Here is a 23080-nt window from a genome sequence, read left to right on the forward strand (position 1 = left end):
GGAGACGACGATGATCCGGCTGATCGCCACCTACCTGGCCACCGCCCTCGCCTTCGCGGCGGTAGACTACGTCTGGCTCACCCAGTTCGGGCCACAGGTCTATCATCCGACGCTGGACGAGGTGCTGCGGCCGATCGACGATCCGGTCGACTTCCCGGCCGCCATCGCCTTCTACGTCGCCTACATCCTGGGCGTGGTGGTCCTGGCCATCTGGCCCAACCGCGACAAGCCGCTCAGGCAGACCACCGTCTTCGGCGGTCTGCTGGGCGCCATGTGCTACGCCACCTACGACCTGACCAACCAGGCGACGCTCAAGGTCTGGGCCACCCACATCACCATCGCCGACGTCCTCTGGGGGACCTTCCTCACCGCCGTCGCCGCCACCGTCGGGGGCTGGGTGCTGCGGCGGATGTCCCCGCGGGCCTGATCGCCAACGCGGCCTTCCCACTGGCGACGAACCGCCTAGGATCGCCCCACGTTCTTGGGGGGAGTTCCGTGAAGCGCATCGTCCTCGGCGCGGCCATCGCCGCAGCGTTCGCCGCATCCGCCGCCGCCCAGACGCCACCAACCACCTTCGTGCAGGCCGGACGCGTCCTGATCGACCCTGCGTCAGGCAAGGTCGAGACGCAGAAGACGCTGGTGATCCAAAGCGGCAAGGTGATCCGCGTCGCCGACGGCTACGTCGCCGATCCGGGAGGCCGGGTGATCGACCTGAAGAACAGCTTCGTGCTGCCCGGCCTGATCGACAGCCACGTCCACCTGACTGGCGAGTCCAACCCCAACCAGCGCCTCGAGGAGGTGACCCAGTCCAGCGCCGAACAGGCGATGGTCGGCGCCCGCTACGCGCGGCGCACCCTGATGGCCGGGTTCACCACCGTGGCCGATCTGGGCGGCGACAACGCCGCGGTCTTCGCGCTGCGCAAGGCGACGGCCGCCGGCGACGTGCCCGGCCCGCGGATCATCGCCTCCGGTGCGGCGATCTCGGTGCACGGCGGCCATGGCGACGTGAACGGCTTTCGCGACGACATCATGCACCTGCTGCGGCCCAACTCGGTCTGTTCGGGCGCCGATGACTGCCGTCGCGCGGTGCGCCAGCAGGTCCAGCAGGGCGCCGATGTCATCAAGATCACCGCCACGGGCGGCGTGCTCTCCAACACCGCCGCGGGCTTGGGCCAGCAGTTCTCCGGCGAGGAGCTGGCGGCGATCGTCGATTCCGCCCACCGCATGGGCCGCCGCGTCACCGCCCATGCCCACGGCGGCGACGGGATCGTCAGTTTCCTGAAGGCGGGGGGCGACTCCATCGAGCACGGCACCTGGCTGGACGAGGAGGGGATCGCCCTGCTCAAGAAGAGCGGCGGCTACCTGGTCCCCACCCTGATGGCCGGGGACTACGTGGTCCGCATCGTCCAGGGGCCAAACAACTTCTTCACCCCGGCCCAATCGGCCAAGGCCCTGCAGGCCGGGCCGATGATGCTGGACATGACCCGGCGCGCGCACCGGGCGGGCGCCAAGATCGCCTTCGGCACCGATACCGGCGTCTCGGCCCACGGAGACAACGCCGGGGAGTTCGCGCTGCTGGTCAAGGCCGGCCTCACGCCCCTGGAGGCGATACAGGCCGCCACGGTCGCCGCCGCCGACCACCTGCAGATCTCCGACGTTGCAGGCCGGCTGACCCCCGGCCATGCGGCCGACCTCATCGCGGTGAGCGGCGATCCTCTCCAGGACGTCAGCGTCCTCACCCGCGTCGGCTTCGTGATGAAGGAGGGCGTGGTCCACAAGGGGCCGTAGCGCGCATGGACCGCCGCAGCTTCCTTCTCGCCGCCGCAGCGACCGCGGGACTTCCGGCCGCCATCGCGAGGGCCAGGGCCATCGACGCCCACGTCCGCACCGGCACGATCCAGGACGTCGAGCACGTCGTCATCTTCATGCAGGAGAACCGCGGCTTCGATCACTACTTCGGGGCCATGAACGGGGTCCGCGGCTTCGCCGACCGCTTTCCGATACCCCTCGCTGGCGGACGCACGGTCTGGACGCAGGCCAGCGGCCTCGGCCCCGGGCGACCCGCCTTCATTGCTCCCTTCCCGCTGGAAACCGAGAAGGCGTTCGGCCACATGCGCGTCGAAGGCACGCCTCACTACTGGGCCGACGCGCAGGCCGCCTGGGATGAGGGCCGCATGGCTCGCTGGCCGGCCGCCAAGCGCGAACACTCGATGGCGTTCTACCAGCCGCAGGATCTGCCGTTCCACTACGCGCTGGCCGATGCCTTCACGGTCTGCGATGCCTACCATTGCTCGATCCAGGCGCAGACCAATCCCAACCGCCTGTTCCTGTTCACCGGCACGCACGATCCGCTGGGCAAGGGCGGCGGGCCGGGCCTGTTCAACACCCACGACCAGTTCCCCGAGAAGGGCGGGTCCAAGACCTCGTACACCTGGACCACCTATCCGGAGCGGCTGACCGCGGCGGGCGTCTCGTGGCGCGTCTACCAGGACATGGCCGACAACTTCGGAGACAACCCCCTGGTTGGCTTCGCCGCGTTCCGCGCCGCGCACGAGAAGGCGCCGGGATCGGATCCCCGCCTGGCCCGTGACGGCCTGTCGACCTACACCCTGGAGGCGCTGAAGGCCGACGTCCTGGCCGGGACGCTGCCACAGGTTTCCCACATCATCGCCCCGGCCGCAGCCTCCGAGCATCCGGGCCCCTCCAGCCCGGCCCAGGGAGCCGACTACACCGCCCGGCTGCTGGATGCGCTCACCGCCAACCCGGAGGTCTGGAGCAGGACCGCACTCTTCCTGATGTTCGACGAGAACGATGGCTTCTTCGACCATGTCCCGCCGCCGGCGCCACCGTCGCGGGACCCGCGCGGCGGCTGGCTGGGCGGTTCCACCGTCGACCTGACCGGCGAGTACCACGACGTCGACAAACCGGTCCCGGGAGGGCTCGACCTGCCGCAGTATCGCGGACGGCCCTACGGCCTGGGCGCACGGGTGCCGATGATCGCGATCTCGCCGTGGAGCCGCGGCGGCTGGGTCAACTCGGAAGTCTTCGACCATACCTCGATCATCCGGTTCCTGGAGGCCCGGTTCGGCGTGCGCGAGCCCAACATCAGCCCGTGGCGGCGCGCGGTCTGCGGCGACCTCACCTCGGCCTTCGACTTCCGGGCGCCGAACCGCCAGCAGCCGCGCCCGGGGCTGCCGCCCACCGCGGATGCCGCCGCCCGCGCCGCAGCCTTGAAGAAGACCACCAAGCCGCCGACGCCCGCCCAGCCCGTGGCCCCGGTCCAGGCCCGCGGCGTGCGCCCGTCTCGCGCGCTGCCCTATGCGCTGGACGCGACGGTGAGTGTCGACGCCGAGGGCGCACACGTAACGCTGGAGAGCGCAGGCACGGCGGCGGCCGTGTTCCACGTCTACGACCTCCTGGACCTGGCCCAAGCGCCGCGACGCTACACCCTGGGGGCGGGGGAGCGGATGGCGGACGGCTGGTCGCTGCAGGGCGGCCGCTACGATCTCTGGATCCTTGGGCCGTCCGGCTTTCATCGCCACTTCCGCGGCGCCGCCGACCCGCCGCTCCTCGCCACCGCCGCTTTCGACCCCAGGGCCGCGAGCCTGAAGCTGACCGTTCGTAATGGCGGCGGGACGGCGCTGGACGTGGCCGCGGCGGGCAACGGCTATGGCCTGAAGGGTTGGCGGGCCACCGTGCCACCAGGCCAGAGCGCCAGCAGGAGCTGGCCGCTTGCCAGGCACGGCGGCTGGTACGACCTGTCGCTCACCTTGCCCGGCCGCACCGGATGGCTGCGCCGCTTCGCGGGGCGGCTGGAGACCGGCCGGGACTCGATCTCCGATCCGGAGATGCACGGCGCCGCGCGGATGGGCCGCGAACCCTAGTTAGGGGCGGCGCGCATGAAAAAGGCCGTCCCTCGCGGGACGGCCTCGCTCGGTTGTCAGTCGTCGATCAGGCCTTGGCAAGCGCCCGCCCGCGGCGGCGCAGCGTCGCCCCCGCGAAGCCGAAGCCCATGATCATCATCGCCCAGGTGGCCGGCTCGGGAACGGCGCCGCCTGACAGGTTGTCCCAGTGCACGGAATAGTCGCTCCCCGCGTTGTGGGCCTGCAGGATCACGTTGCTGATGGAGGTGGAGCCCAGCGCTGCGACCGAGAAGTTCAGGTCGCCGATCGTGTAGTTGAACTGGTTGTTGGCGAGCGTGATGTCCAGCGTCTGCCAGGTGTCATAGGCAAACCCGGTGGGCAGGCCAATCGCGGTGAAGCTGCCGGGCGCGGTGCTGTCCCAGACCCGGAAGGAGCCGCCGGCGCCGGTATTGAAGAACTCGATGATCGGGTAGGCCGTGACCGCGCCGCCGGCGCCGACTCCGGTGCCCCAGAAACCGGCGAGGCGCCGAGCATCGCCGTTCGCGTAGGCCGGGTCGATGTAGAGCTCGATGCTCAGGTTGGTGGTCCCGGGCGCCAGGTCGAGCTTGCGGCCTTCAGTGTCCGAGAAGTTCGGCACGCCAGGGAAGCTGTTGGGTCCGCGGAAATCAGCGCCGTCGACGCCGACCTCGAGTACGCCGGTGCGGCCGCCGTAGGTTGCACCCGAGACAAACACATCGGGAGCGGACCGGTCGGTGTACCAGGCTCCCGGCGCCTGGGTCGGGCTGAGCACGATCGGCCCGTCGAAGTTTTCGATCGACGCGGCGAAAGCCGGGCTCACGGCCAGGGACGCGCTAACGGCGAGCGCAGTCGCGCTCAGAATTCCTGCAAACTTCATCAAAACCCCCAATTTGCACGATGCAAGACACACCCCGTGCCCACATGGTCCAATTCGTCAAATAACGATGATCCAAAAACGCGGATCCATTGGACAATAACCTTTCCGAAACCCTTTTCTACACAAAAATGCCACGATTAACATATGTTATATTACTGAAATCCATGAGTCGACTAGGACACATACTCATGGAGTCGACTAGAACACATCTAGCTTGACTGTAGAATCTGTCCTCGGCAACACGGCGACACCAAGCGTGTTTTGGCGCGCCGGCCCGACGCATGGCAGAGACCGCGGCCATGATCCCGTTCATCGACCTGCAGGCCCAGCGCGCGCGCCTTGGCCCAGCCCTGGAGGACGCCATCCTGCAGGTGGTGCGTTCCGGCGCCTACGTCATGGGGCCGCAGATCGCCGAGTTCGAGGCGGCGCTCCGCGCCTTCGGCGAGGCGCCCCACGCGCTTTCTTGCGGCTCCGGCACCGAGGCCCTGGTGCTGCCGCTGATGGCCTGGGAGATCGGCCCGGGCGACGCTGTGTTCTGCCCCGCCTTCACCTTCGCGGCGACGGCCGAGGTGATGCCCCTGGTGGGCGCATCGCCGGTGTTCGTCGACGTCCTTCCCGACACCTACAATATCGATCCCGCCCGGCTGGAGGCCGCAATCGAGGCCGTGAAGGCCGCCGGCGAGCTTACGCCGCGCGCGGTGATTGCCGTCGACCTGTTCGGCCAGCCCGCGGACTATCCGGCCCTCGCCGCCATCTGCGCCCGGCACGGCCTGAAGTTGATCGCCGATTCCGCCCAGGGCTTCGGCTGCACCCTGCACGGCAGGCATCCGCTCCACTGGGCCGACGTCACCACCACCTCGTTCTTCCCGGCGAAGCCGCTCGGCTGCTACGGCGATGGCGGGGCGGTGCTGTCGAAGGACGCCCGCCTGCAGGACCTTCTGGTCAGCCTGCGCGTCCACGGCCAGGCGGTGGCGTCAGATCTCGAGGGCCGCGCCCTCGACCACGACCCCAAGTACCTCAACATGCGCGTCGGGATGAACAGCCGCATGGACACCATCCAGGCCGCGGTCCTGCTGCAGAAGCTCGCCATCTTCCGCGACGAGATCGAGGCCCGGAACCGCGTGGCGGCGCGATATGGCGAGGGGCTGGGCGACGTCGTGCGCGTGCCGCGGGTGACCGCGGGCGGGGTCTCGGTCTGGGCCCAGTACACGATCGAGACGGACGACCGCGACGGCCTGGCGGCCCACCTCCGCGGCGAGGAAATCCCCAGCGCCGTCTACTATCCCGTCCCACTGCACCTCCAGGCGCCCTACGCCCGCTATCCGGCGCCCGGCGGCCTGCCGGTCACCGAAGCTGCGGCCCGCAAGGTCATCAGCCTCCCCATGCACGCCTACCTGCAGCCCGACGTGCAGGACCGCATCGTCACGGCGATCCGCAACTTCGTGAAGAAGAACGGCTAACTCCAGAACTCGCGGAGCGCCGCCACCTGCGCCTCACCCTGCGCCAGGCCGGCGCGGGCCGCGTCGGCGCGCTTGCGGAAGTCCATCAGGTTGACGCCCATGGCCGCCTGGGCCGCGACATCCGGGGAGACCACCAGCACCTTCGAGCCTCCCGACTTCAGGGCCTCGACCTCGCCGTCGACCACCGCCTGCGCCCGGGCTGCGCCCTCACCTGTGCCGCCGAGGCGGACCGAGACCACCACCACCCGCTCGTGGCCCTTGGCCATGTCGGCGTTGGTTCCCGAGCGCATGCCGCCGTCGATGTAGCGGCGTCCGTTCAACGTCACCGGCGGATAGATGCCCGGGACGCTGCAGCTGGAGGCCACCGCGCGGGTGACGCCGACGCCGGAGTCCTTGGTCCAGAGCTTGAACTCGCCGGTCTCCGCGTCGACGGCGGTGCAGGCGTAGCCCCGCTCGGGCCAAGCGTCCTGCGGCAGGCTCGCGAATGAGCGGCCGAAGGTGGCGATGAAGGCCATCTCGTCCATGGTCTCGGCGCCCAGCGCGAACTGCCCGATCTCGCGGCGCACGGCCTCGGGATCGCGCTGGCCGGCCTGGACCTCGCCCATCAGGGCCATCAGCTTCGACAGGTCGGCCGGCGGGCGGCCGCCGCCGGAGGTGGGTCGCGGCGCCGTTTCGGCCCGGGCGGCATCGGCCAGGATCGGCTCGGCCAGGCCTGCGGTCTCGGCGCCCAGCGCCAGGCGCGCGCCCACGAACGAGCCGGCCGAGGTTCCCATGGTGAAGTCGGCCAGGCCCAGGTCGACGCCGGCCTTGGCCAGCCCGGCCAGGAGGCCACTCTCCCAGGCGATCCCCACCGGACCGCCACCACCCAGCACCAGCGCACGTCCGCCCATGGCCATCTCTCCCACCTTGCTTTTCGCCACCATCCGCCGTGGGCTGGGCCCCCGCAAGCCCCGCCGAGATCCCCATGCCCGCCAAGCCCCGCAGCCGTCCCGCCCTGCCGCAAGGCGCCAAGCGTTCTGCGGTGCAGGCCGAGGGCGCATGCGCCTGTGGCGCGGTCCGTTTCGAGATCGACGTGCCCGCCGTCTGGGCCTGGCACGACCACGGCCCCGCCAGCCGCCACGCCCAGGGCTGCGCCTACGCGACCTACGTCGGCAGCTGGAAGAGCCGCTTCCGGATGCTGGCGGGCGAGGACCACGTCACCCGCTACGAGGACAAAGAAGCCGGCACAGCCCGCAGCTTCTGCGCCCGCTGCGGCACGCCGCTGTTCTACGAACGCGCCCGCTCGCCGAAGATCGTCAACATCCCCCGCGCCCTGTTCGCCACCCGCACCGGCCGCGAACCGCGCTATCACCTGAACATCACCCAGCAGGCGGATTGGGCCTATCTCGGCGAGGCGCTCATGCCGCTGAAGGGCTACCCCGGCGTGATGATCGAGCGGCCGCGGAAGAAGGCGCGGGCCGCGGCGTTCGACCTCTAGGTCAGCGACCCGACGATCGACGCACGTTGCGACAGCTCGATCCAGTTGCCGTCCGGGTCGCGGACCATGGAGATGCGCGCAGTCGTCCCGAGCGTCAAAGGCGCCATCGCCTCGCGCCCGCCCTTGGCCAGGACGCGAGCGTGTTCCTCGTCGACCTTGAAGACCTGGAAGGTGATGTAGCGCCAGCCGTGCCCGCGCATCTCCGCATCCGACGGCGCCGCCGGATCGGTCTCCAGGATCACCAGGCTTTCGCCGGCCCGGAACACGCCCGGCCGCTCTTCAGGGAACCCGAGCGCCTCGGCATAGAACCGACGATGGGCCGCCAGGTCGCGCACGCCGATGCGCACGCCGACCTGGGTCACGCCCTGGTCGCCGGGGGGAACCAGCGTCACGCGGTTGCCCTCCGGATCGGCCAGGGACCGTGGCTCGGTCAGGCCCTGGCGCGCCACGATCAGCTCGCGATAGCCACTGGGCGGGGTGTCCGGGATCGGGTCGGCGTGGTGGTTGATCTTCAGCACGCTGCCCAGCACGTCGTGGCGGTGCTGGTCCTGGCCCTTGCGGATCGGGAGGATGTGATCGAACGGAATGCCCGCCTCGCCCTGCCAGAAGGCCAGCATGGGCGCGAGGTCATTGGTGGCGAGGCCGATGTCGAGACGGGGCTTGGCGAGCTGCATGTGCTCCTCCCTTGTGTCGCCAGCTTGCCCGTGGAATGGATTCGATCAAACAAGCGTTTGAGGGCACGTGCATGAAGGCCGCCGTCTACTACGAGAACGGTCCCCCCAGCGTCCTGAAGTACGAGGATGTCCCCGATCCGCAGTGCCATCCGAAGGGCATCGTGATCCGCGTCGAGGCGGTGGCCATCGAGGGCGGCGATACGCTGAACCGCCTCGGCGGGCCGCTGATGACCACCCCGCACGTGGTCGGCTACCAGGCGGCCGGCGAGGTGATCGAGGTCGGCCCCGAGGTCACCGGCTTCAAGGTGGGCGACCGGGTCTGCACCCTGAGCGGCTGGGGCAGCCACGCGGAGCTGCGCGCGGTCCCCGCCAGGAGCGCCTGGAAGATCCCCGCGGGGCTCTCGACCAAGGAGGCCTCCATCGTCCCCGTCACCTTCGGCACCGCCGAGGACTGCCTGTTCGAGTTCGGGCGGCTCCAGAAGGGCGAGGTGGTGCTGGTCCAGGCCGGGGCCTCAGGCGTCGGCGTGGCGGCGATCCAGCTGGCGGCCAGGGCCGGCGCGTCGATGGTCATCGCCACCGCGTCCTCCGACGAGCGGCTGGAGAAGCTCAAGGCCTACGGCATGACCCACGGCATCAACTACAAGACTGAGGACGTCGTGGCCGAGGTGATGCGGATCACCGACAAGAAGGGCGCAGACGTCGTCGTCGACCCGGTCGGAGGTCCGACCCTGCAGGGCTCGATCCTCAGCCTGGCCTACCGCGGCCGGGTCTCCTCCGTCGGTCAGGCTGGCCGCGAGAGCCAGAAGATGGACCTCTCCACCCTGATGGCCGGCAACCGCACGATCTCAGGCGTCTTCCTGGGCGCCGAGATCGCCACCGAGCGGGTGCAGAAGAGCATCACAAGCCTGATCGACCGGGTCGCCAAGGGGGAACTGACGGCGGTGATCGACCGGGAATTCCCGCTGTCGGAAGCTGCGGCCGCGCACGCCTATATCGAGAGCCGCCAGGCGGTCGGGCGCGTCCTGTTGATCCCCTAGCCGAAGACCTTGAGCCACAGGCCGGCGAGGCCCAGCAGGATGAACACCCACATCAAGAGGGACAGCAGCAAGGGAACGATCACGCGCATGCTATTCCGCGCCCCTCCCCGCAAGGCGACTCCTTAATCCATGATTGTCGCACAAGCTCGCCGAAGACCAGACGATTCACGCGCGGGGATCGCAGGCGCCCCCGCCTTACAACCCACAGGGTAAGACCAACGGCGACGGCTTGGCCGATGGCCTAGGCGCGAGTATCCACCTCGCCGCCATCGCGGCCGTCGTCGCCCCCACTGGCGTAGGGGTTGGGGGCTTGGGGGGCTGCGCCGGTCTTCGCGGCGACCACCACCATGGCAGGTCGCAGAAGGCGGCCCAGGAGTTCGTAGCCCGACTGCAGCACCTGGATGACCCCGCCGGCCTCCACGTCGCCGCCGGGCTGCTCCATCATCGCCTGGTGCTTGTGCGGATCGAACTTCTCGCCCCTTGCCGGCTCGATCTTCTTCAGGCCGTTCTTCTCGAAGGCGGAAAGCAGTTCCTTGGCGGTCATCTCGACGCCAACGACATAGTTCTTCACGGCCGGGTCGGCGCTCTCGCCAGGGGCGGCGGCCATCGCGCGATCGAGGTTATCGGCGACGCCCAGCAGGTCGCGGCCGAACTTCTGGATGGCATAGGCGCGCGCGTCGTTGGCTTCGCGCTCGGCGCGGCGCTTGGTGTTCTCGGCCTCGGCGGCGTAGCGGAGCACCTGCTCCTTCAGGCCCTGGACCTCGGCCTGCAACGCCTCGACTTCCGCGTCGACGGAGGGGCTGTCGGCTTCCCAGTCGGCGGGCGAATCCTGTTCTGACATCTCTCTCTTAGACCTTCATCACCTGGCCAAGCACGCGGGCGGTGTAGTCCACCAACGGGATGATCCGGGCATAGTTCAATCGGGCTGGGCCGATCACGCCGATCGCGCCGACCACCTTCTGTGAGCCCGTCATATAGGGCGCCGCGATCACAGCGGAACCCGAAAGGCTGAACAGGCGGGTCTCAGCGCCGATGAAGATGCGCACGCCCTGGCCATCGCGGACCCCATCGAGGAGGGTAATCAGCTGTTCCTTCTGCTCCAGATCCTCGAAGAGGGAGCGGACCCGTTCCAGGTCGCTGGTGGCCTGGGCGTCCTCCAGGAGGTTGGCGCGGCCGCGGACGATCAGGGCGCGGTCCTCCGCCTCGCCGCCGCCCCAGGCGGCCAGGCCGTCCTCCACCAGCCTCGCGGCTGTGGCGTCCAGCTCGCGGCGGGCCCGCTCCAGCTCGGCGGACAGGTCGGTCTTGGTCTCGACCAGGGTACGGCCGCGCATGCGGGCGTTGAGGAAGTTCGACGCCTCCTGCAGGGAAGAGGGGGTCACGCCCATCGGCAGTCGGATCAGGCGGTTCTCGACTACGCCGTCGTCGAACACCATCACCGCCAGCGTGCGATCGCCGGACAGCGGCACGAACTCCACGTGGCTGACCCCCGCGTCGCGGATCGGGGTGACGACCACCCCGGCGCCGCCGGCCAGGCCGGAAAGGATCGAGGAGGCCTCGTTCAGCGCGTCATCGTAGTTGCGGCCGTGGGCCATAAGGCGGGCCTCGATGGAGCGCCGCTCATCGTCGCCGACGTCACCCACCTCCATCAGGCCGTCGACGAACAGGCGCAGGCCGGCGTGGGTGGGGAGCCGCCCGGCGCTGGCGTGCGGCGCGCCCAGCAGGCCCAGGGCGGTCAGGTCCTGCATGGTGTTGCGGATGGAGGCGGGGGAGAGGGAGACGCCGCCCTTGGACAGTGTGCGCGAACCCACCGGCTCGCCGGTCTCCAGGTAGCTCTCCACGATGCGGCGGAAGATCTCGCGGGCGCGGGCATCCATGTCGGCGAGGCTGGGTCCGCGGGAGAACAGGGGCTGCGTCACGGCCGAACCATTCGTCGCTCGGGGTGGATCAAACGCGGCACGACGAATGGTCCCACCTTAAGCAAAAGTCTGAGTGATCGGCGGTTCGCCGATCACTCGGCGGATGCGGGGCTGCGGCGGCCATGGACGCGGCCGTCGCTATCTAGGATAAGCGCGGCCTTCCCCGGCGCAAGCGGCGCCCTGCCTCAAGTGACCCTTCCCATGCGCCCGTCCGAACGCACGCCCGAGATTCTGCGCCCGATCACCCTGGAGACCGGGGTGACGCGCTATGCCGAGGGGTCATGCCTGATCAGCGCCGGCCACACCAAGGTGCTGGTGACCGCCAGCCTGGAAGAGGGCGTCCCCGGCTTCCTGCGCGGCAAGGGCCAGGGCTGGGTCACCGCCGAGTACGGCATGCTGCCGCGGGCCACCCACACCCGTGGGCGACGCGAAGCCGCCGCCGGGAAGCAGAGCGGACGCACCCAGGAGATCCAGCGACTGATCGGCCGGTCCCTGCGGGCTGTCACGGACCTGAAAGCGCTGGGCGAGCGGCAGATCACCGTCGACTGCGACGTGATCCAGGCGGACGGCGGCACGCGCACGGCGTCGATCACAGGCGCCTGGGTGGCGCTGCGGCTGGCGACGAAATACCTGCTGGACGAAGGGGTGATCACAGCCGACCCGATCCGCGACCAGGTGGCGGCGGTGAGCTGCGGGATATTCAACGGCGTGCCGGTCCTGGACCTCGACTACGAGGAGGATTCCAACGCCGAGGCGGACGCGAACTTCGTGCTGACGGGCGTGGGCGACATCGTCGAGGTGCAGGCCACGGGCGAGAAGCGCGGCTTCAGCCAGGCGGAGTTCGACGCGCTGTTCTCCCTGGCCCGCAAGGGGATCGGCGAGCTGTGCGACCTGCAGCGGACGGCGACGGGCGCCTGAAGCGAAAACGGCGCCGCCCCGCGAGGGGCCGACGCCGTTGGTGTTCACTCGTCCCCGTCCGGGTGCGCCCAGGCCGGGGAATGTTTGTCGGGTGTCTTAGAACCAGACGTAGAAGCGCATGGCCTGCGGGGGCAGGCGCTCGATTTCGCGGGCCAGCGGGGCGAACATCGCGTCGAGGATCTTTTCAAGGCGGGCGACCATCTGCGTCACTCCTTCGTTGTGCAGTGCAGCGTAGGCCGGATGTAGGTGCGCATCTCGGTGAATGCAAGGATTTCCCGAAGTGATGAATAAAATTTCGCTGCACCGCAACGGGCGCTATTCCTCCTCCTCGAACGCTCCGTCGTCTGGGCCGGGTTCGTAGACGATCAGATCGCCCGGCTGACAGTCGAGTTCGCGGCAGAGCGCCGACAGGGTGGAGAAGCGCACCGCCCGCGCCTTGCCGGTCTTCAGGATCGACAGGTTGGCGATCGTCACCCCGACCCGGTCGGCGAGCTCGGTGAGCGACATGCGCCGTTCGAGGAGGACGCGGTCGAGGCTGACACGGATCGGCATGCTGGCCCCTAGATCGTCAGCTCGGCTTCGCGGCGCAGGCGCGCGCCTTCGCGGAACACCTCCGCCAGGACGAAGACCACGAGGACGGAGAACCATGCGGTGAGGCTGAGGGACGGCTCGACACGGTTCACCGCCGGAAGCAGCCAGGCGCTGACCGCCCAGAAGGCGTAGCGGCCGAGCTCCAGCCCGGCGAGCATCAGGCCGATCAGGCGCAGGCGCGCCACGTTGTCGGGATGGAAGGGGTCGCCGGCGGTGAGCGTCGTGAAGATGCGGCGGAGCGAGCCCACGATCACCAGGACGCCCGCCAGGTAGAGGCCGGCGGCGAACAGGCCGCTGGTGAGGGAAGGTCCGTTCCTGACCAGCTCGTTGACGGCGGTGGTGCGGACGGACCTGCCGTCGATCTCGTCGCGGAACGGAATGTTCGGAAGAAGATCCGGGTTGAGGCTCAGCAGCAGCGCCGCGAGCGTGATGAGGGCGAAGACGCCGACGCCGATCCAGAGGGCGGCGAAGACCACGTCGAGGATGATCTTCAGAAAGCTCGATACCGAGCCTGGACCCAAGGCGCGCATGGCCGTTCCGCTTCCCCTCTTGCGTCAGGATCCGCCGCGGCGAGCTTCTTCAGCCTGGCGCCGGGCGGATCGGACGTGCCTCAAGACTTGCACCCTAAGTCTTAGAGGAAGGCGGCGTTGGCGGCGATGCTGAGGATCGGCGCGGCGGCCAGGACGACGATGAACACCATCGCGGTGCGGTCGAGGAAGGTCATGGCGGTCGAGAACATCTTATCTCTCCAGTTGGCTTGCTGCAGTGCAGCGGCTGGTGGGTCGGAACTCGCTGTCCCGATGTGATTATCAATACGTCCGCATCGTTTCTCGATCACGTGAATATCGAGTAACGATATTAAACTTTCGCAATGCAGCGATGCTTGCGGCAGGCTAAGACGCGGTCCCGCGAAGGAGACCGCGCCATGGCCCTGAAGCTCGAGCCTGGAAGCCGCCTCGTGGTGGCGACCCACAATCCCGGCAAGGCGCGCGAGCTGGCCGAGATCCTGGAGCGGCGGTTCGAGCTGGTGGCGGCCGGCGATCTTGGCCTGGCGGAGCCGGAGGAGACCGAGACCACCTTCGTCGGCAACGCCCTGCTGAAAGCCCGCGCGGCCGCCGATGCGAGCGGCCTGATCGCGCTGGCCGACGACTCCGGGCTTTCCGTCGCCGCGCTGGACGGCGCGCCGGGCATCTATTCGGCGCGTTGGGCGGGACCAGGGAAGGACTTCGCCATGGCCATGCGTAAGGTCGAGGAACGGTTGGAGGAGGTTGGCGCCGAGGACCTTGCCGCCTGGTTCACCTCGGCCCTGGCGGTGGCGTGGCCGAACGGACCGGCCGTGGTGGTCGAGGGCCGGGTGGACGGAACGCTCAGCTTCCCTCCGCGCGGCGACCGGGGCTTCGGCTACGACCCGATCTTCACGCCGCAGGGCCTCTCCCAGACATTCGGCGAGATGGACCCGGCCGCCAAGGACGCCATCAGCCATCGTGCGCGCGCGTTCGCGAAACTGAAGGCCGCGTTGCTGTGAGGTGGCTCGACCATCCTCTCCTTACCCGTAGGGGGATGAGATGACCGAAGGGCCGCCGCTGGGCGTCTATGTCCACTGGCCCTACTGCGCGCGCATCTGCCCCTACTGCGACTTCAACGTCTTCAAGGCCAAGGGGCGCGATGCGGAGGCCGCGGGCCTGGCCCGGGCCATCGTGGCCGACCTGGAGGCCCAAGCGGCGCTGACCGGGCCGCGGACGCTGGTCTCGGTGTTCTTCGGAGGCGGCACCCCGTCGCTGATGGATCCGGAATGGGCCGGCGAGATCGTGGCCGCGGCGCGGCGGCTGTGGACCCCGGCGACCGACCTTGAGGTCAGCCTGGAGGCCAATCCCACCGACGCCGAGGCCGGGCGCTTCGCCGCCTTCGCGGAGGCGGGCGTGAACCGCCTCTCGCTGGGCCTGCAGGCGCTGGATGACGCGGCGCTGACGTTCCTCGGCCGAAACCACGATGCCGCCGAGGGTCGGCGCGCCGCCGAGGCCGCCGCGCGCGCCTTTCCCCGCCTGTCGCTGGACCTGATCTACGCCCGCCCCGGCCAGACGCTGGCCGCCTGGCGCGACGAACTCGCCGCCGCGGTCGACCTGGGCGCGGAGCACCTCTCGCCCTACCAGCTGACCATCGAGGCCGGCACCGCCTTCGACCGCGCCGTGCGCCGCAGGGTTTTCGCGCCGCCGCCGGAGGGCTTGGCCGCCGATCTCTACGAGGCGACGCAAGACGTGCTGGAGACCCGCGGATTCGCCCCCTACGAGGTCTCCAACCACGCCCGCGGCAAGGCCGCCCGCTCGCGGCACAACCTGGTCTATTGGAGGGGCTGGGACTACGTCGGCGCGGGGCCTGGCGCGCACGGGCGGTTGACCCTGGGCGGCGTCCGCGAGGCCACGGTCGCGCCGGACCGGCCCGCCGACTACATCGCAGCGGTCGGCGCGGGCCGGCTCGCTCGGGAGGCGCTCACGCCGGTGGAAGCTGCCGAGGAACGGCTGCTGTCCGGCCTGCGGATCACCGAGGGCGTGGCGTTCTCTGAGGTGGCGGCGCTGGGGCTGTCGGCGGGACAACCGGCGGTGCGGCGGATGGTGGATTTGGGGCTGGTGGCGGATGATCCGTTCAGGCTGCGCGCCACGCCCGCAGGACGGCGGGTGCTGGATCGGCTGACGAGCGAGCTGGCGACGGCCTCCCTCCCCTAGGAGGAAGCCGGGCAGGCCAGGGAACGTGCAGCATGCTTGCGTTTCGGCGCCGGAGCGGCGAACCCTCCGCGCATGGCCCGCGCCGTCGCCACGCCTGCGCTCTCCGACACGCCGCTGGCGGCGGGGCTCTATGTGGTGGCGACGCCGATCGGCAACCTGCGCGACATCACATTGCGGGCGCTCGACGTGCTGGCCCAGGCCGACCTGGTGCTGGCCGAGGACACACGCGTGACCGGCAAGCTGCTGCATGCCTACGGCATCTCGGCCAAGCTAGAGCGGCACGACGAGCACGCCGCTGAGCGGGCGCGGCCCAAGGCGATGGCGGCGCTGGCCGCCGGGCAGCGGGTGGCCCTGGTGAGCGACGCCGGGACGCCCCTGATCTCCGACCCCGGCTACCGGCTGGTGCGCGAGGCAGCGGCGGCTGGCCACGCGGTGATCCCGATCCCCGGAGCCTCCGCCCTGCTGGCCGGGCTGTCGGCTGGCGGCCTGCCCACCGACCGCTTCCTGTTCGTCGGCTTCCCGCCTGCGAAGAGCGCGGCGCGGCGGACGTTCCTGACCGAGTTCGCCGGCGTGCGCGCCACCCTGGTGTTCTTCGAGGGCGGGTCGCGACTGGCCGAGAGCTTGGCCGACATGGCCGCGGTGCTGGGCGATCGCGAGGCGGTGGTCTGCCGGGAGCTTACCAAGCTCTACGAGACCTTCTACCGGGGCCCTTTGTCGGTGCTGGCCGCCGATCCGAAGCTTGACGCGCCGAAGGGAGAGATCGTCATCCTCGTGGGACCCGGCCGCGAGACCGAGGCGACCGCCGCCGACGCCGACACCGCGCTCGCCGATGCGCTCACGCGGCTGAAGCCGGCCGACGCCGCGGGCGAGGTGGCCAAGGCGCTGGGCCTGCCACGCCGCGACCTCTACCGCCGCGCGCTCGAGCTAAAGGATCAGGCAAAGGGTGAGGGCCGGTGAACCCGCGCATCCAGCGCGGCGCGACGGCCCGTCTGTCGGGACGGCGCAGCGAGGCGTGGGCGGCGGCCTGGCTGATGGCCAAGGGCTATCGCATCCTGGGCTTCCGCCTGAAGACTCCTCAGGCGGAGATCGACCTCCTGGCCAAGAAGGGCGACGTTCTGGCCGTGGTCGAAGTCAAGAGCCGCGCCGACATCGAGGCCGCCCTGGAGGCGGTCACCTACGACCAGCGTGAGCGCCTGCGGCGGGCGGGCGTGACCCTGGCCGCGCGCCGACGAGGGCTGGCGAGCTGTGCGGTGCGGCTGGACTTGCTGGCCCTCGCGCCCGGGCGGCTTCCTAGGCATATTCCCGACGCGTGGAAGGGTGGCTGAGGGACGCCATGGACCGCCAAGAGGCCGAGACGATCCTGTCCTCCGCCGGGAGCCTGACCGACGGCGAGTTCCCGTTGCTGGAAGCCGCGATCGCCTGCGCCATCCACGAGGAGCCGGCGCGCGACGCCGCGGCGGCGCGCGAGGTGGCCGCCATTGGCGTCGAGCGCCTGACCCAGCGGCTAAAGCGCGAGAGTCCTGAGGAGGCGATCGCCGAGACGATGGCCGGCGACCTGGGCCTTTCCGGCGACTTGTTCACGCCGGACGACCCGGACAATGCCGACGTCGTGGCGCTGGCCAACCGCCGCCGAGGCCTGGCTGTGACGATCGGGGTCTACTACCTGCATGCCGCGCGCCGCTGCGGCCTGACGGTTCAGGGCGTGGACTTCCCCGGTCACTTCCTGTTGCGCATCGAGACCGAGGAGGGGCCGCTGGCGCTGGACCCGTTCTCGGAGGGCCGCGTGGTGCTGCCGTCGGAGCTGACCCGGCGGGCCTTGCATGCGGGGCTCACCCCCAACGTCGCCGACCGGCTGGACCGGCTGATGGCCCCGGTGAGCGACCGGGCCGTGCTGTTGCGGCTGCAGAACGTGGTCTTCGCCCAGGCCAGCAAACTCGGCGACTTCGGCCGCGCGGAACGCGCCGCACTGCGCCGCGCACTGTTGGACCCCACCGATCACCGGCCCTGGCTGGACGTCGCGTCCGCCCGCGAGGGCCAGGGCGCACTGGCCGGCGCGCTGGAGGCCCTGCAGCGCGCCACCGCGCTGGACGGCGGCGCGGCGCTCGCGGCGCGGGCGCAGCGGGAACGGGTGCGGTTGAAGCTCAACTGACGTCTGACCGCTGCGCCGCCGCCGAGCTGCGGAGGATGATCCGAATAATGTCTTGTTGAGTTATATTTCCCATTGTGAATATATCTCGCCATGAGCCCCTTCGAAGCCCTCGCCGAGCCGAACCGGCGCCGCATCCTGGATGCGCTGGTGACCGGCGAGCGGGCGGCCGGGGAGCTCGGCGAAGCCTTATCGATCAGCCAGCCTGGCGTTTCCAAGCACCTGAAGATCCTGAAGGCGGCCGGCCTCGTGCAGGCCCGCGCGGACGGCCAGCGCCGGCTCTACCGCCTGGACCCGCGCGGTATGGCCGAATGCTTCGCCTGGCTGCAGCCGCACCGGCGCTTCTGGGCCGACAGGCTGAGCGCGCTGGAAGGTCACCTGGAGCGTGAGCAATGACCACCGAACCGTTGCAGACAGGAGCTTGACCATGGCCGCCGCCGAACAGGAAATGGGGGACGTGCGCCGCGTCGGCGAAACCGTGGAGATGGTGTTCCATCGCCGCTACGCCCGGCCTATCGAGAAGGTCTGGGCCGCCCTGACCGTGCCGGAGCGGCTCGCCGACTGGTTCGCCGAGACCACAATCGATCGCTTCGAAGTGGGCGGCACGATGCAGCTCTACTTCCGTGGCGCGGACTACCGCAGCAAGGCCCGCATCGTGGCCCTGGAACCCCCGCACGTGTTCGCCTGGGCGTGGTCCGAGCCCGATGGGACGAAGGAATCGCTGGTGCGCTTCGACCTACGCCCCGACGGCGACGGTTGCCGCCTGACGCTGACCCACACGAAGCTCTCGGTGGCGGAGAGCGAGGGGGTGGCCGCGGGTTGGCACGCCCACCTCGAGGCCCTGCAGGACGCCACTGACGCGATCTTTACCCCGTGGTCGGTCCTGCTGGAACGCGAGGCGAAGGTGAGCCCGCTCTACCGCGCCTGAGCGATCGCGCTCCAGACCGTGAGCGCCTGCGCGGTGTCGCGGACGTCGTGCACGCGCACGGCCGCGACCCCCGCCGCCGCGCCGGCCAGGGCGCCAGCGATCGAGCCACCGAGCCGCGCATCTGTCTTCGCCCCACCGTCTAGGGCCCCGATGAACGACTTGCGGCTTACGCCCAGCAGCACTGGGAACCCCAGGGCGGTGATACGATCCAGGCCCGCCAACAGCGGGAGGTTGTGGCGGATCATGTGTTTGCCGAAGCCGATGCCGGGATCGAGCCAGATCCGTTCGCGCGCCACGCCCGCCGCCATCGCCGCCTCGGCCCGCACGGCCAGGAACGCGGCCACCTCGGCCACCACGTCGTCGTAGTGCGGTTCGGCCTGCATTGTGCGCGGCTCGCCCAGCATGTGCATCAGCACCACCTCACAGCCGAGCTCAGCGGCGGTGGTGAGGCTGTCAGGGGCGTGGCGCAGTGCAGTGACGTCGTTCCACATCGATGCACCAGCCGCCGCGGCCGCCCTCGCCACCTGCGGTTTCATGGTGTCGACGGAGATCGGGATGTCGCTCTCCGCGCGGATCGCCTCGATCAGCGGGGCCAGGCGGGCGATCTCGACTTCGGCGGGGACGGGATCGGCGCCGGGCCGGGTGGACTCCGCGCCCAGGTCCAGGATGTCGGCGCCCTCGACGATCAGACGGCGGGCGTGGGCGAGCGCGTCGGCCAGCGCCAGGTGGCGACCGCCGTCGGAGAAGCTGTCCGGGGTCGTGTTCACGATCCCCATGACGCGCGCCCGGGTTGGCGATGGCGGTGGCGATAGGGACTGGCGTGCGGAACTCATCGGGCCTCACAGTGGTCATACTGCCCAGCGAAGCTTGCGGCGAGTGTGGAGGGCTGAGCGATGGCGGATATCGACGGGACCAGCGCGAGGGACACCTTGAACGGCACGGCCGGGGCCGACGTGCTCACCGGCCGCGACGGGTCCGACAGCGTCTTCGGCGGGGCGGCGGACGATGTGATCTATGGCCACTCCACCGCGGACCTCACCGCTGGGTCGTCGACGATCTCCGCCCTGCGAGTAGCCTCCGGCCTCTCGGGCCCGCTCTACGCCGCCTCGCCGCCCGGCGACCCCGACAGGCTGTTCATCGTCGAGCAGCACACCGGGCGCATCCGCATCCTCGACCTCAACTCCGGCCAGCTGAACGGCGACCATTTCCTGGACCTGCCGGACTCCAGCCTGGCCGGCGGCGGGGAGCAGGGGCTGCTGGGCCTGGCCTTCCACCCCAACTATGCCGCGAACGGCCTGTTCTACGTGAACCTGACCAATGCGGCCGGTGACACCGAAATCCGCGAATACCGCCGGGCCGACGCCAACCACTCGGAAGCCACCGGGCGAGTGATCCTCGGCTACGACCAGCCGTTCACCAACCACAACGGCGGGTGGATGGGCTTCGGGCCGGACGGGATGCTGTACATCGCCTCGGGGGACGGTGGCTCGGGCGGCGACCCGATGGGAAACGCCCAGAACGTCAATTCCCTACTCGGCAAGATCCTGCGCATCGACGTGAACTCGGACGCTTTCCCTGCGGATGCGGCGCGGAACTACGCGATCCCAGCCGGCAACCCGTTCGCCGGCGCCACCCCCGGGGCCGACGAGATCTGGCTCACGGGCCTGCGCAATCCCTGGCGGGCCAGCTTCGACAGCGCCAACGGCAACCTGTGGATCGGCGACGTCGGCCAGGGCGCGCGCGAGGAAGTGGACGTGGCCCCGGCCGGGCAGGGCGGGATCAACTTCGGTTGGGACTTCCGCGAGGGCTTCCTGCCCTTCGAGGGCGCGGCGCCGGGCGGGCTGACCGATCCGATCCTCGACTACAACCGCTCCACGCCGGGCTTCTCCGGGTTCTCGGTCACCGGCGGCTATGTCTACCACGGGCCGGGCGGCGCCAACGGGCTCTACGTCTTCGGCGACTTCGGCACGGCCAACCTCTGGACCGTCAGCTACGCCCCCGGCGGGACGGCGCAGGACTTCATGAACCGCAACGCGCAACTGGCGCTGACCGGCGGCGGCGACTTCGACCAACTGGCCTCGTTCGCGGTGGACGGCTCCGGGCGGCTCTACGTGATCGGCCTGGACGGCGACATCCACCGGCTTACCCCCGGCGCCACGGCCGGGGACGGCCTCGACTACCTGCGCGGGGAGGAGGGCGACGACGTCATCTACGGCGGCTTCGGCTTCGACGACGTGCACGGCAACATGGGGAACGACACCGTCTCCGGCGGCGACGGCGGCGACTGGGTGGTGGGCGGCAAGGACAACGACAGCCTGAGCGGTGACGCCGGCGACGACATCGTGTTCGGCAACCTCGGCAATGACACCGGCGACGGCGGCGCAGGCGCCGATCTGGTGCGCGGCGGCCAGGGCGCCGATGTCCTGCGCGGCGGCGATGGCGCCGACTTCATCTCCGGGGACTTGGGCGACGACACGCTCACCGGCGGGCTCGGCGCGGACATCTTCAACAGCTTCGGCGACGCCGGCCTCGACCGGGTGACCGACTTCAACCGCGGCGAAGGCGATCGCGTGCGGCTTGACGCGGGCAGCAGCTTCACCGCCAGCCAGCAGGGCGCCGACGCCGTCGTTGAGGTCGCAGGCGGCGCCCGCGTGGTGCTGGTTGGCGTAACCCTCTCAGGTCTCGACCCCGCCTGGATCTTCGTGGGCTGAGGCCCAGCTAGCCGCCCTTCTTCAGCGTCAGGGGCAGCGAACCGCCGCCCTGTCGCCAGAGGCCCTCGAGGGTCTGGCCGTCGGGCGAGAGCTTGCCGTCGAACTGGCCGATGCCCTTCAGCTCAAAGACCACCGCGTCGCCCTGGCGCGTGGGCGCGGCCGCCATCTGGTCCGGGCTCTGGTCGGGCGAGGCGAACATCGCCGAGGTTCCGCCAGCGCCGGTCTTCACGGTGATCACGATGCGCAGGTCGCCCTGCGGCGCGGCCAGAACGCCGGCCCACTGGCCGTCGAGGCCCGCCACCGTGGGCCGCGGCCCGACCTTGCCGCGGGTCAGCGTCAGCGGCATGTCGTAGCCCGCCTGCGTCAGGGTCCCGGTCCAGGCCCTGGCGGCAGGGTCCCACTTGGGGGCATAGGTGGCCTGCACCACCGGCACGGCGAAGGACAACGTTCCGTCCTTCACCGCGACATCGGTCATCGGCAGGGGATCGGGCGTCTGGTCGGGGCTTCCCGCGTGGCCCTCCAGGGCGCCGTTCGCGCCGGTCTTCACGTGCAGGGTGACGGTCAGCTCGGCGCCCGGCGTCTTCACCGTGCCGATCCAGTCCCCGGTGGCGTCCTGCGCCTGCGCCGCCGTCGAAAGGCCCGCAGCCATGAGGCTCGCCAGGACGATCCGGGGCCTCCAGGTCGTGGTCATGCCGTCCCTCCCGCTTCGTGACGCCCGAAGATGGCGCGCGCTACGCGCGGCGGCAACGTCGTCGGCTCGCGGCGGCAACGGAAAAGGGCGGTCGCTGCGCAGCGACCGCCCTCCACAAGTTCGGGTTGTCGCCCGGCCCTACGCCGGTTCGGCGCTCGGACGCGGCGAGATAGGCACCGCGACCGCGGGCCCGGTGGGGCGCTTGGTCTCGCTTTCGTCGCGGTTGGGCTTCACGCCCTTCAGCGCGCCCACGATCTCGTCGCCGCTCAGGGTCTCGTACTCGAGCAGCGCCTTGGCGACCTTATGCAGGTCGTCGATCTTCTCGGTGAGGATCCGCTTGGCCTCGTCGTAGCCGCCCTGGACCAGGCGCTTGACCTCGGCGTCGATCACCTTGGCCGTCTCTTCCGAGACGTTCTGCGTCCGGCTCACCGAGTGGCCCAGGAAGACCTCCTCCTGGTTGTCGCCGTAGGAGACCAGGCCCAGCTTGTCCGAGTAGCCCCAGCGAGTGACCATGTTGCGCGCCAGGCTGGTGGCCGCCTGGATGTCGCTGGAGGCCCCGGAGGTGATCTTCTCCTTGCCGAAGATGAGCTCCTCTGCGACCCGGCCGCCCATCATGATCGCCAGCCGCGACGTCATCTGCTCGTAGTTCACCGAGTAGCGGTCGCCTTCCGGCAGCTGCATCACCATGCCCAACGCGCGGCCCCGCGGGATGATGGTGGCCTTGTGCACGGGGTCGGAGGAAGGGACGGTCAGCGCCACCAGGGCGTGGCCGCCCTCGTGGTAGGCGGTGTTCTTCTTCTCTTCCTCGGTCATGACCATGGACCGGCGCTCGGCGCCCATCATGACCTTGTCCTTGGCGTCCTCGAAGTCGCGCTGGGTGACCATGCGGCGGTTCTTGCGCGCGGCCATCAGGGCCGCCTCGTTGACCAGGTTGGCCAGGTCCGCGCCGGAGAACCCGGGGGTGCCGCGGGCGATGACCTTGACGTCCACGTCCGCCGCCAGGGGCACGTTCTTCATGTGCACGCGCAGGATCCGCTCGCGGCCGTTCACGTC

24 protein-coding genes and 1 pseudogene are annotated in these 23080 nt (G+C 70.0%); 15 read left to right on the forward strand and 10 right to left on the reverse strand.

Annotated features, from left to right (window positions below; all coding sequences use genetic code 11):
- Nucleotides 1–10 precede the first annotated feature (10 nt).
- The 3 genes from QZV94_RS01005 to QZV94_RS01015 all read left to right on the forward strand — a co-directional run bounded on the left by QZV94_RS01005 (nt 11) and on the right by QZV94_RS01015 (nt 3884).
- Entirely contained in the window at nt 11–427 is a 417-nt protein-coding gene (locus tag QZV94_RS01005; protein ID WP_293675930.1) for a DUF2177 family protein, read from the forward strand.
- Between the two features lie 95 nt (nt 428–522).
- Nucleotides 523–1788 (forward strand): amidohydrolase family protein, encoded by a 1266-nt coding sequence (locus QZV94_RS01010; RefSeq protein ID WP_293675953.1) that lies wholly within the window; start codon nt 523–525, stop codon nt 1786–1788.
- A 5-nt stretch (nt 1789–1793) separates the two neighbouring features.
- Nucleotides 1794–3884 carry a phosphocholine-specific phospholipase C gene (locus QZV94_RS01015; protein ID WP_293675931.1) on the forward strand — a complete coding sequence of 697 codons (2091 nt, stop codon included), beginning with the start codon at nt 1794–1796 and terminating at the stop codon, nt 3882–3884.
- Nucleotides 3885–3951: 67 nt separating this feature from the next.
- Here QZV94_RS01015 and QZV94_RS01020 read toward each other — a convergent pair whose 3' ends face one another.
- Complete coding sequence (locus QZV94_RS01020; RefSeq protein ID WP_293675932.1) at nt 3952–4701, reverse strand: PEPxxWA-CTERM sorting domain-containing protein; 750 nt, start codon at nt 4699–4701, stop codon at nt 3952–3954.
- Nucleotides 4702–5039: 338 nt separating this feature from the next.
- Here QZV94_RS01020 and QZV94_RS01025 point away from each other — a divergent pair, with 338 nt between their 5' ends.
- Complete coding sequence (locus QZV94_RS01025) at nt 5040–6218, forward strand: DegT/DnrJ/EryC1/StrS aminotransferase family protein (RefSeq protein WP_293675933.1); 1179 nt, start codon at nt 5040–5042, stop codon at nt 6216–6218.
- On the opposite strand, the gene QZV94_RS01030 is transcribed toward QZV94_RS01025, so the two are convergent.
- Nucleotides 6215–7141: a patatin-like phospholipase family protein gene (locus QZV94_RS01030; RefSeq protein ID WP_293675934.1), complete on the reverse strand. Its 927-nt coding sequence runs from the start codon at nt 7139–7141 to the stop codon at nt 6215–6217. The genes QZV94_RS01025 and QZV94_RS01030 overlap by 4 nt on opposite strands.
- Before the next feature lie 41 nt (nt 7142–7182).
- On the opposite strand from QZV94_RS01030, the gene QZV94_RS01035 reads away from it, so the two are divergent.
- Nucleotides 7183–7695 carry a GFA family protein gene (locus QZV94_RS01035; protein WP_293675935.1) on the forward strand — a complete coding sequence of 171 codons (513 nt, stop codon included), beginning with the start codon at nt 7183–7185 and terminating at the stop codon, nt 7693–7695.
- Here QZV94_RS01035 and QZV94_RS01040 read toward each other — a convergent pair.
- Nucleotides 7692–8369 carry a VOC family protein gene (locus QZV94_RS01040; protein ID WP_293675936.1) on the reverse strand — a complete coding sequence of 226 codons (678 nt, stop codon included), beginning with the start codon at nt 8367–8369 and terminating at the stop codon, nt 7692–7694. The two genes, QZV94_RS01035 and QZV94_RS01040, sit on opposite strands and share 4 nt — an antisense overlap.
- A 71-nt stretch (nt 8370–8440) precedes the next feature.
- Here QZV94_RS01040 and QZV94_RS01045 point away from each other — a divergent pair, with 71 nt between their 5' ends.
- Complete coding sequence (locus QZV94_RS01045; RefSeq protein WP_293675937.1) at nt 8441–9406, forward strand: zinc-binding dehydrogenase; 966 nt, start codon at nt 8441–8443, stop codon at nt 9404–9406.
- A gap of 241 nt (nt 9407–9647) precedes the next feature.
- Here the strand turns inward: QZV94_RS01045 and grpE are convergent, their stop codons facing one another.
- Both grpE and hrcA read right to left on the reverse strand, forming a co-directional pair.
- Nucleotides 9648–10247, reverse strand: a complete 600-nt coding sequence (gene grpE, locus QZV94_RS01050) for a nucleotide exchange factor GrpE (RefSeq protein ID WP_293675938.1) — start codon at nt 10245–10247, stop codon at nt 9648–9650.
- 7 nt (nt 10248–10254) lie between these two features.
- Nucleotides 10255–11280 carry a heat-inducible transcriptional repressor HrcA gene (gene hrcA, locus QZV94_RS01055; RefSeq protein WP_293675954.1) on the reverse strand — a complete coding sequence of 342 codons (1026 nt, stop codon included), beginning with the start codon at nt 11278–11280 and terminating at the stop codon, nt 10255–10257.
- Nucleotides 11281–11523: 243 nt separating this feature from the next.
- Here hrcA and rph point away from each other — a divergent pair, with 243 nt between their 5' ends.
- Entirely contained in the window at nt 11524–12240 is a 717-nt protein-coding gene (gene rph, locus QZV94_RS01060; protein WP_293675939.1) for a ribonuclease PH, read from the forward strand.
- A gap of 315 nt (nt 12241–12555) precedes the next feature.
- Here rph and QZV94_RS01065 read toward each other — a convergent pair whose 3' ends face one another.
- Together QZV94_RS01065 and QZV94_RS01070 are read right to left on the reverse strand one after the other, a co-directional pair.
- The gene (locus QZV94_RS01065; RefSeq protein ID WP_293675940.1) at nt 12556–12792 is read right to left on the reverse strand and encodes a helix-turn-helix transcriptional regulator; all 237 of its coding nucleotides are present in this window, start codon (nt 12790–12792) and stop codon (nt 12556–12558) included.
- 8 nt (nt 12793–12800) lie between these two features.
- Complete coding sequence (locus QZV94_RS01070) at nt 12801–13361, reverse strand: DUF2975 domain-containing protein (RefSeq protein WP_293675941.1); 561 nt, start codon at nt 13359–13361, stop codon at nt 12801–12803.
- 395 nt (nt 13362–13756) lie between these two features.
- On the opposite strand from QZV94_RS01070, the gene rdgB reads away from it, so the two are divergent.
- The 7 genes from rdgB to QZV94_RS01105 all read left to right on the forward strand — a co-directional run bounded on the left by rdgB (nt 13757) and on the right by QZV94_RS01105 (nt 18625).
- The gene (gene rdgB / locus QZV94_RS01075; protein ID WP_293675942.1) at nt 13757–14356 is read left to right on the forward strand and encodes an RdgB/HAM1 family non-canonical purine NTP pyrophosphatase; all 600 of its coding nucleotides are present in this window, start codon (nt 13757–13759) and stop codon (nt 14354–14356) included.
- A 40-nt stretch (nt 14357–14396) separates the two neighbouring features.
- Complete coding sequence (hemW, locus tag QZV94_RS01080) at nt 14397–15551, forward strand: radical SAM family heme chaperone HemW (RefSeq protein ID WP_293675943.1); 1155 nt, start codon at nt 14397–14399, stop codon at nt 15549–15551.
- 72 nt (nt 15552–15623) lie between these two features.
- Nucleotides 15624–16508: a 16S rRNA (cytidine(1402)-2'-O)-methyltransferase gene (gene rsmI / locus QZV94_RS01085; protein ID WP_293675944.1), complete on the forward strand. Its 885-nt coding sequence runs from the start codon at nt 15624–15626 to the stop codon at nt 16506–16508.
- Nucleotides 16505–16876 (forward strand): YraN family protein, encoded by a 372-nt coding sequence (locus tag QZV94_RS01090; RefSeq protein WP_293675945.1) that lies wholly within the window; start codon nt 16505–16507, stop codon nt 16874–16876. Before rsmI ends, QZV94_RS01090 begins: the two co-directional genes overlap by 4 nt.
- Before the next feature lie 8 nt (nt 16877–16884).
- A complete protein-coding gene (locus tag QZV94_RS01095) occupies nt 16885–17700 on the forward strand; it encodes a transglutaminase family protein (protein WP_293675946.1) in 816 nt (271 codons plus the stop codon).
- A gap of 90 nt (nt 17701–17790) precedes the next feature.
- Nucleotides 17791–18093, forward strand: a complete 303-nt coding sequence (locus QZV94_RS01100) for a helix-turn-helix transcriptional regulator (RefSeq protein WP_293675947.1) — start codon at nt 17791–17793, stop codon at nt 18091–18093.
- Nucleotides 18094–18124: 31 nt separating this feature from the next.
- Complete coding sequence (locus tag QZV94_RS01105; protein ID WP_293675948.1) at nt 18125–18625, forward strand: SRPBCC family protein; 501 nt, start codon at nt 18125–18127, stop codon at nt 18623–18625.
- On the opposite strand, the gene folP is transcribed toward QZV94_RS01105, so the two are convergent.
- Complete coding sequence (folP, locus tag QZV94_RS01110) at nt 18613–19401, reverse strand: dihydropteroate synthase (protein ID WP_293675949.1); 789 nt, start codon at nt 19399–19401, stop codon at nt 18613–18615. The two genes, QZV94_RS01105 and folP, sit on opposite strands and share 13 nt — an antisense overlap.
- 117 nt (nt 19402–19518) lie before the next feature.
- On the opposite strand from folP, the gene QZV94_RS01115 reads away from it, so the two are divergent.
- A complete protein-coding gene (locus tag QZV94_RS01115; RefSeq protein WP_293675950.1) occupies nt 19519–21336 on the forward strand; it encodes a PQQ-dependent sugar dehydrogenase in 1818 nt (605 codons plus the stop codon).
- 7 nt (nt 21337–21343) lie between these two features.
- On the opposite strand, the gene QZV94_RS01120 is transcribed toward QZV94_RS01115, so the two are convergent.
- Complete coding sequence (locus QZV94_RS01120; RefSeq protein WP_293675951.1) at nt 21344–22027, reverse strand: hypothetical protein; 684 nt, start codon at nt 22025–22027, stop codon at nt 21344–21346.
- Between the two features lie 138 nt (nt 22028–22165).
- Nucleotides 22166–23080, reverse strand: a pseudogene (locus QZV94_RS01125) (cell division protein FtsH); the annotation flags it as partial.

The organism is uncultured Phenylobacterium sp. (assembly GCF_902826855.1).
Lineage (GTDB): Bacteria > Pseudomonadota > Alphaproteobacteria > Caulobacterales > Caulobacteraceae > Phenylobacterium.

Bases quoted from the DNA above. Each gene is read 5' to 3' on its own strand.
- QZV94_RS01035 (WP_293675935.1), top strand. From the start codon at position 7,183: ATGCCCGCCAAGCCCCGCAGCCGTCCCGCCCTGCCGCAAGGCGCCAAG.
- rph (WP_293675939.1), top strand. From the start codon at position 11,524: ATGCGCCCGTCCGAACGCACGCCCGAGATTCTGCGCCCGATCACCCTG.
- QZV94_RS01120 (WP_293675951.1), bottom strand. From the start codon at position 22,027: ATGACCACGACCTGGAGGCCCCGGATCGTCCTGGCGAGCCTCATGGCT.
- QZV94_RS01025 (WP_293675933.1), top strand. From the start codon at position 5,040: ATGGCAGAGACCGCGGCCATGATCCCGTTCATCGACCTGCAGGCCCAG.
- folP (WP_293675949.1), bottom strand. From the start codon at position 19,401: ATGGGGATCGTGAACACGACCCCGGACAGCTTCTCCGACGGCGGTCGC.
- QZV94_RS01040 (WP_293675936.1), bottom strand. From the start codon at position 8,369: ATGCAGCTCGCCAAGCCCCGTCTCGACATCGGCCTCGCCACCAATGAC.
- QZV94_RS01095 (WP_293675946.1), top strand. From the start codon at position 16,885: ATGGACCGCCAAGAGGCCGAGACGATCCTGTCCTCCGCCGGGAGCCTG.
- hrcA (WP_293675954.1), bottom strand. From the start codon at position 11,280: ATGGATGCCCGCGCCCGCGAGATCTTCCGCCGCATCGTGGAGAGCTAC.
- QZV94_RS01005 (WP_293675930.1), top strand. From the start codon at position 11: ATGATCCGGCTGATCGCCACCTACCTGGCCACCGCCCTCGCCTTCGCG.
- QZV94_RS01070 (WP_293675941.1), bottom strand. From the start codon at position 13,361: ATGCGCGCCTTGGGTCCAGGCTCGGTATCGAGCTTTCTGAAGATCATC.
- QZV94_RS01100 (WP_293675947.1), top strand. From the start codon at position 17,791: ATGAGCCCCTTCGAAGCCCTCGCCGAGCCGAACCGGCGCCGCATCCTG.
- QZV94_RS01115 (WP_293675950.1), top strand. From the start codon at position 19,519: ATGGCGGATATCGACGGGACCAGCGCGAGGGACACCTTGAACGGCACG.
- rdgB (WP_293675942.1), top strand. From the start codon at position 13,757: ATGGCCCTGAAGCTCGAGCCTGGAAGCCGCCTCGTGGTGGCGACCCAC.
- grpE (WP_293675938.1), bottom strand. From the start codon at position 10,247: ATGTCAGAACAGGATTCGCCCGCCGACTGGGAAGCCGACAGCCCCTCC.
- QZV94_RS01045 (WP_293675937.1), top strand. From the start codon at position 8,441: ATGAAGGCCGCCGTCTACTACGAGAACGGTCCCCCCAGCGTCCTGAAG.
- hemW (WP_293675943.1), top strand. From the start codon at position 14,397: ATGACCGAAGGGCCGCCGCTGGGCGTCTATGTCCACTGGCCCTACTGC.
- rsmI (WP_293675944.1), top strand. From the start codon at position 15,624: ATGGCCCGCGCCGTCGCCACGCCTGCGCTCTCCGACACGCCGCTGGCG.
- QZV94_RS01105 (WP_293675948.1), top strand. From the start codon at position 18,125: ATGGCCGCCGCCGAACAGGAAATGGGGGACGTGCGCCGCGTCGGCGAA.
- QZV94_RS01030 (WP_293675934.1), bottom strand. From the start codon at position 7,141: ATGGTGGCGAAAAGCAAGGTGGGAGAGATGGCCATGGGCGGACGTGCG.
- QZV94_RS01015 (WP_293675931.1), top strand. From the start codon at position 1,794: ATGGACCGCCGCAGCTTCCTTCTCGCCGCCGCAGCGACCGCGGGACTT.
- QZV94_RS01065 (WP_293675940.1), bottom strand. From the start codon at position 12,792: ATGCCGATCCGTGTCAGCCTCGACCGCGTCCTCCTCGAACGGCGCATG.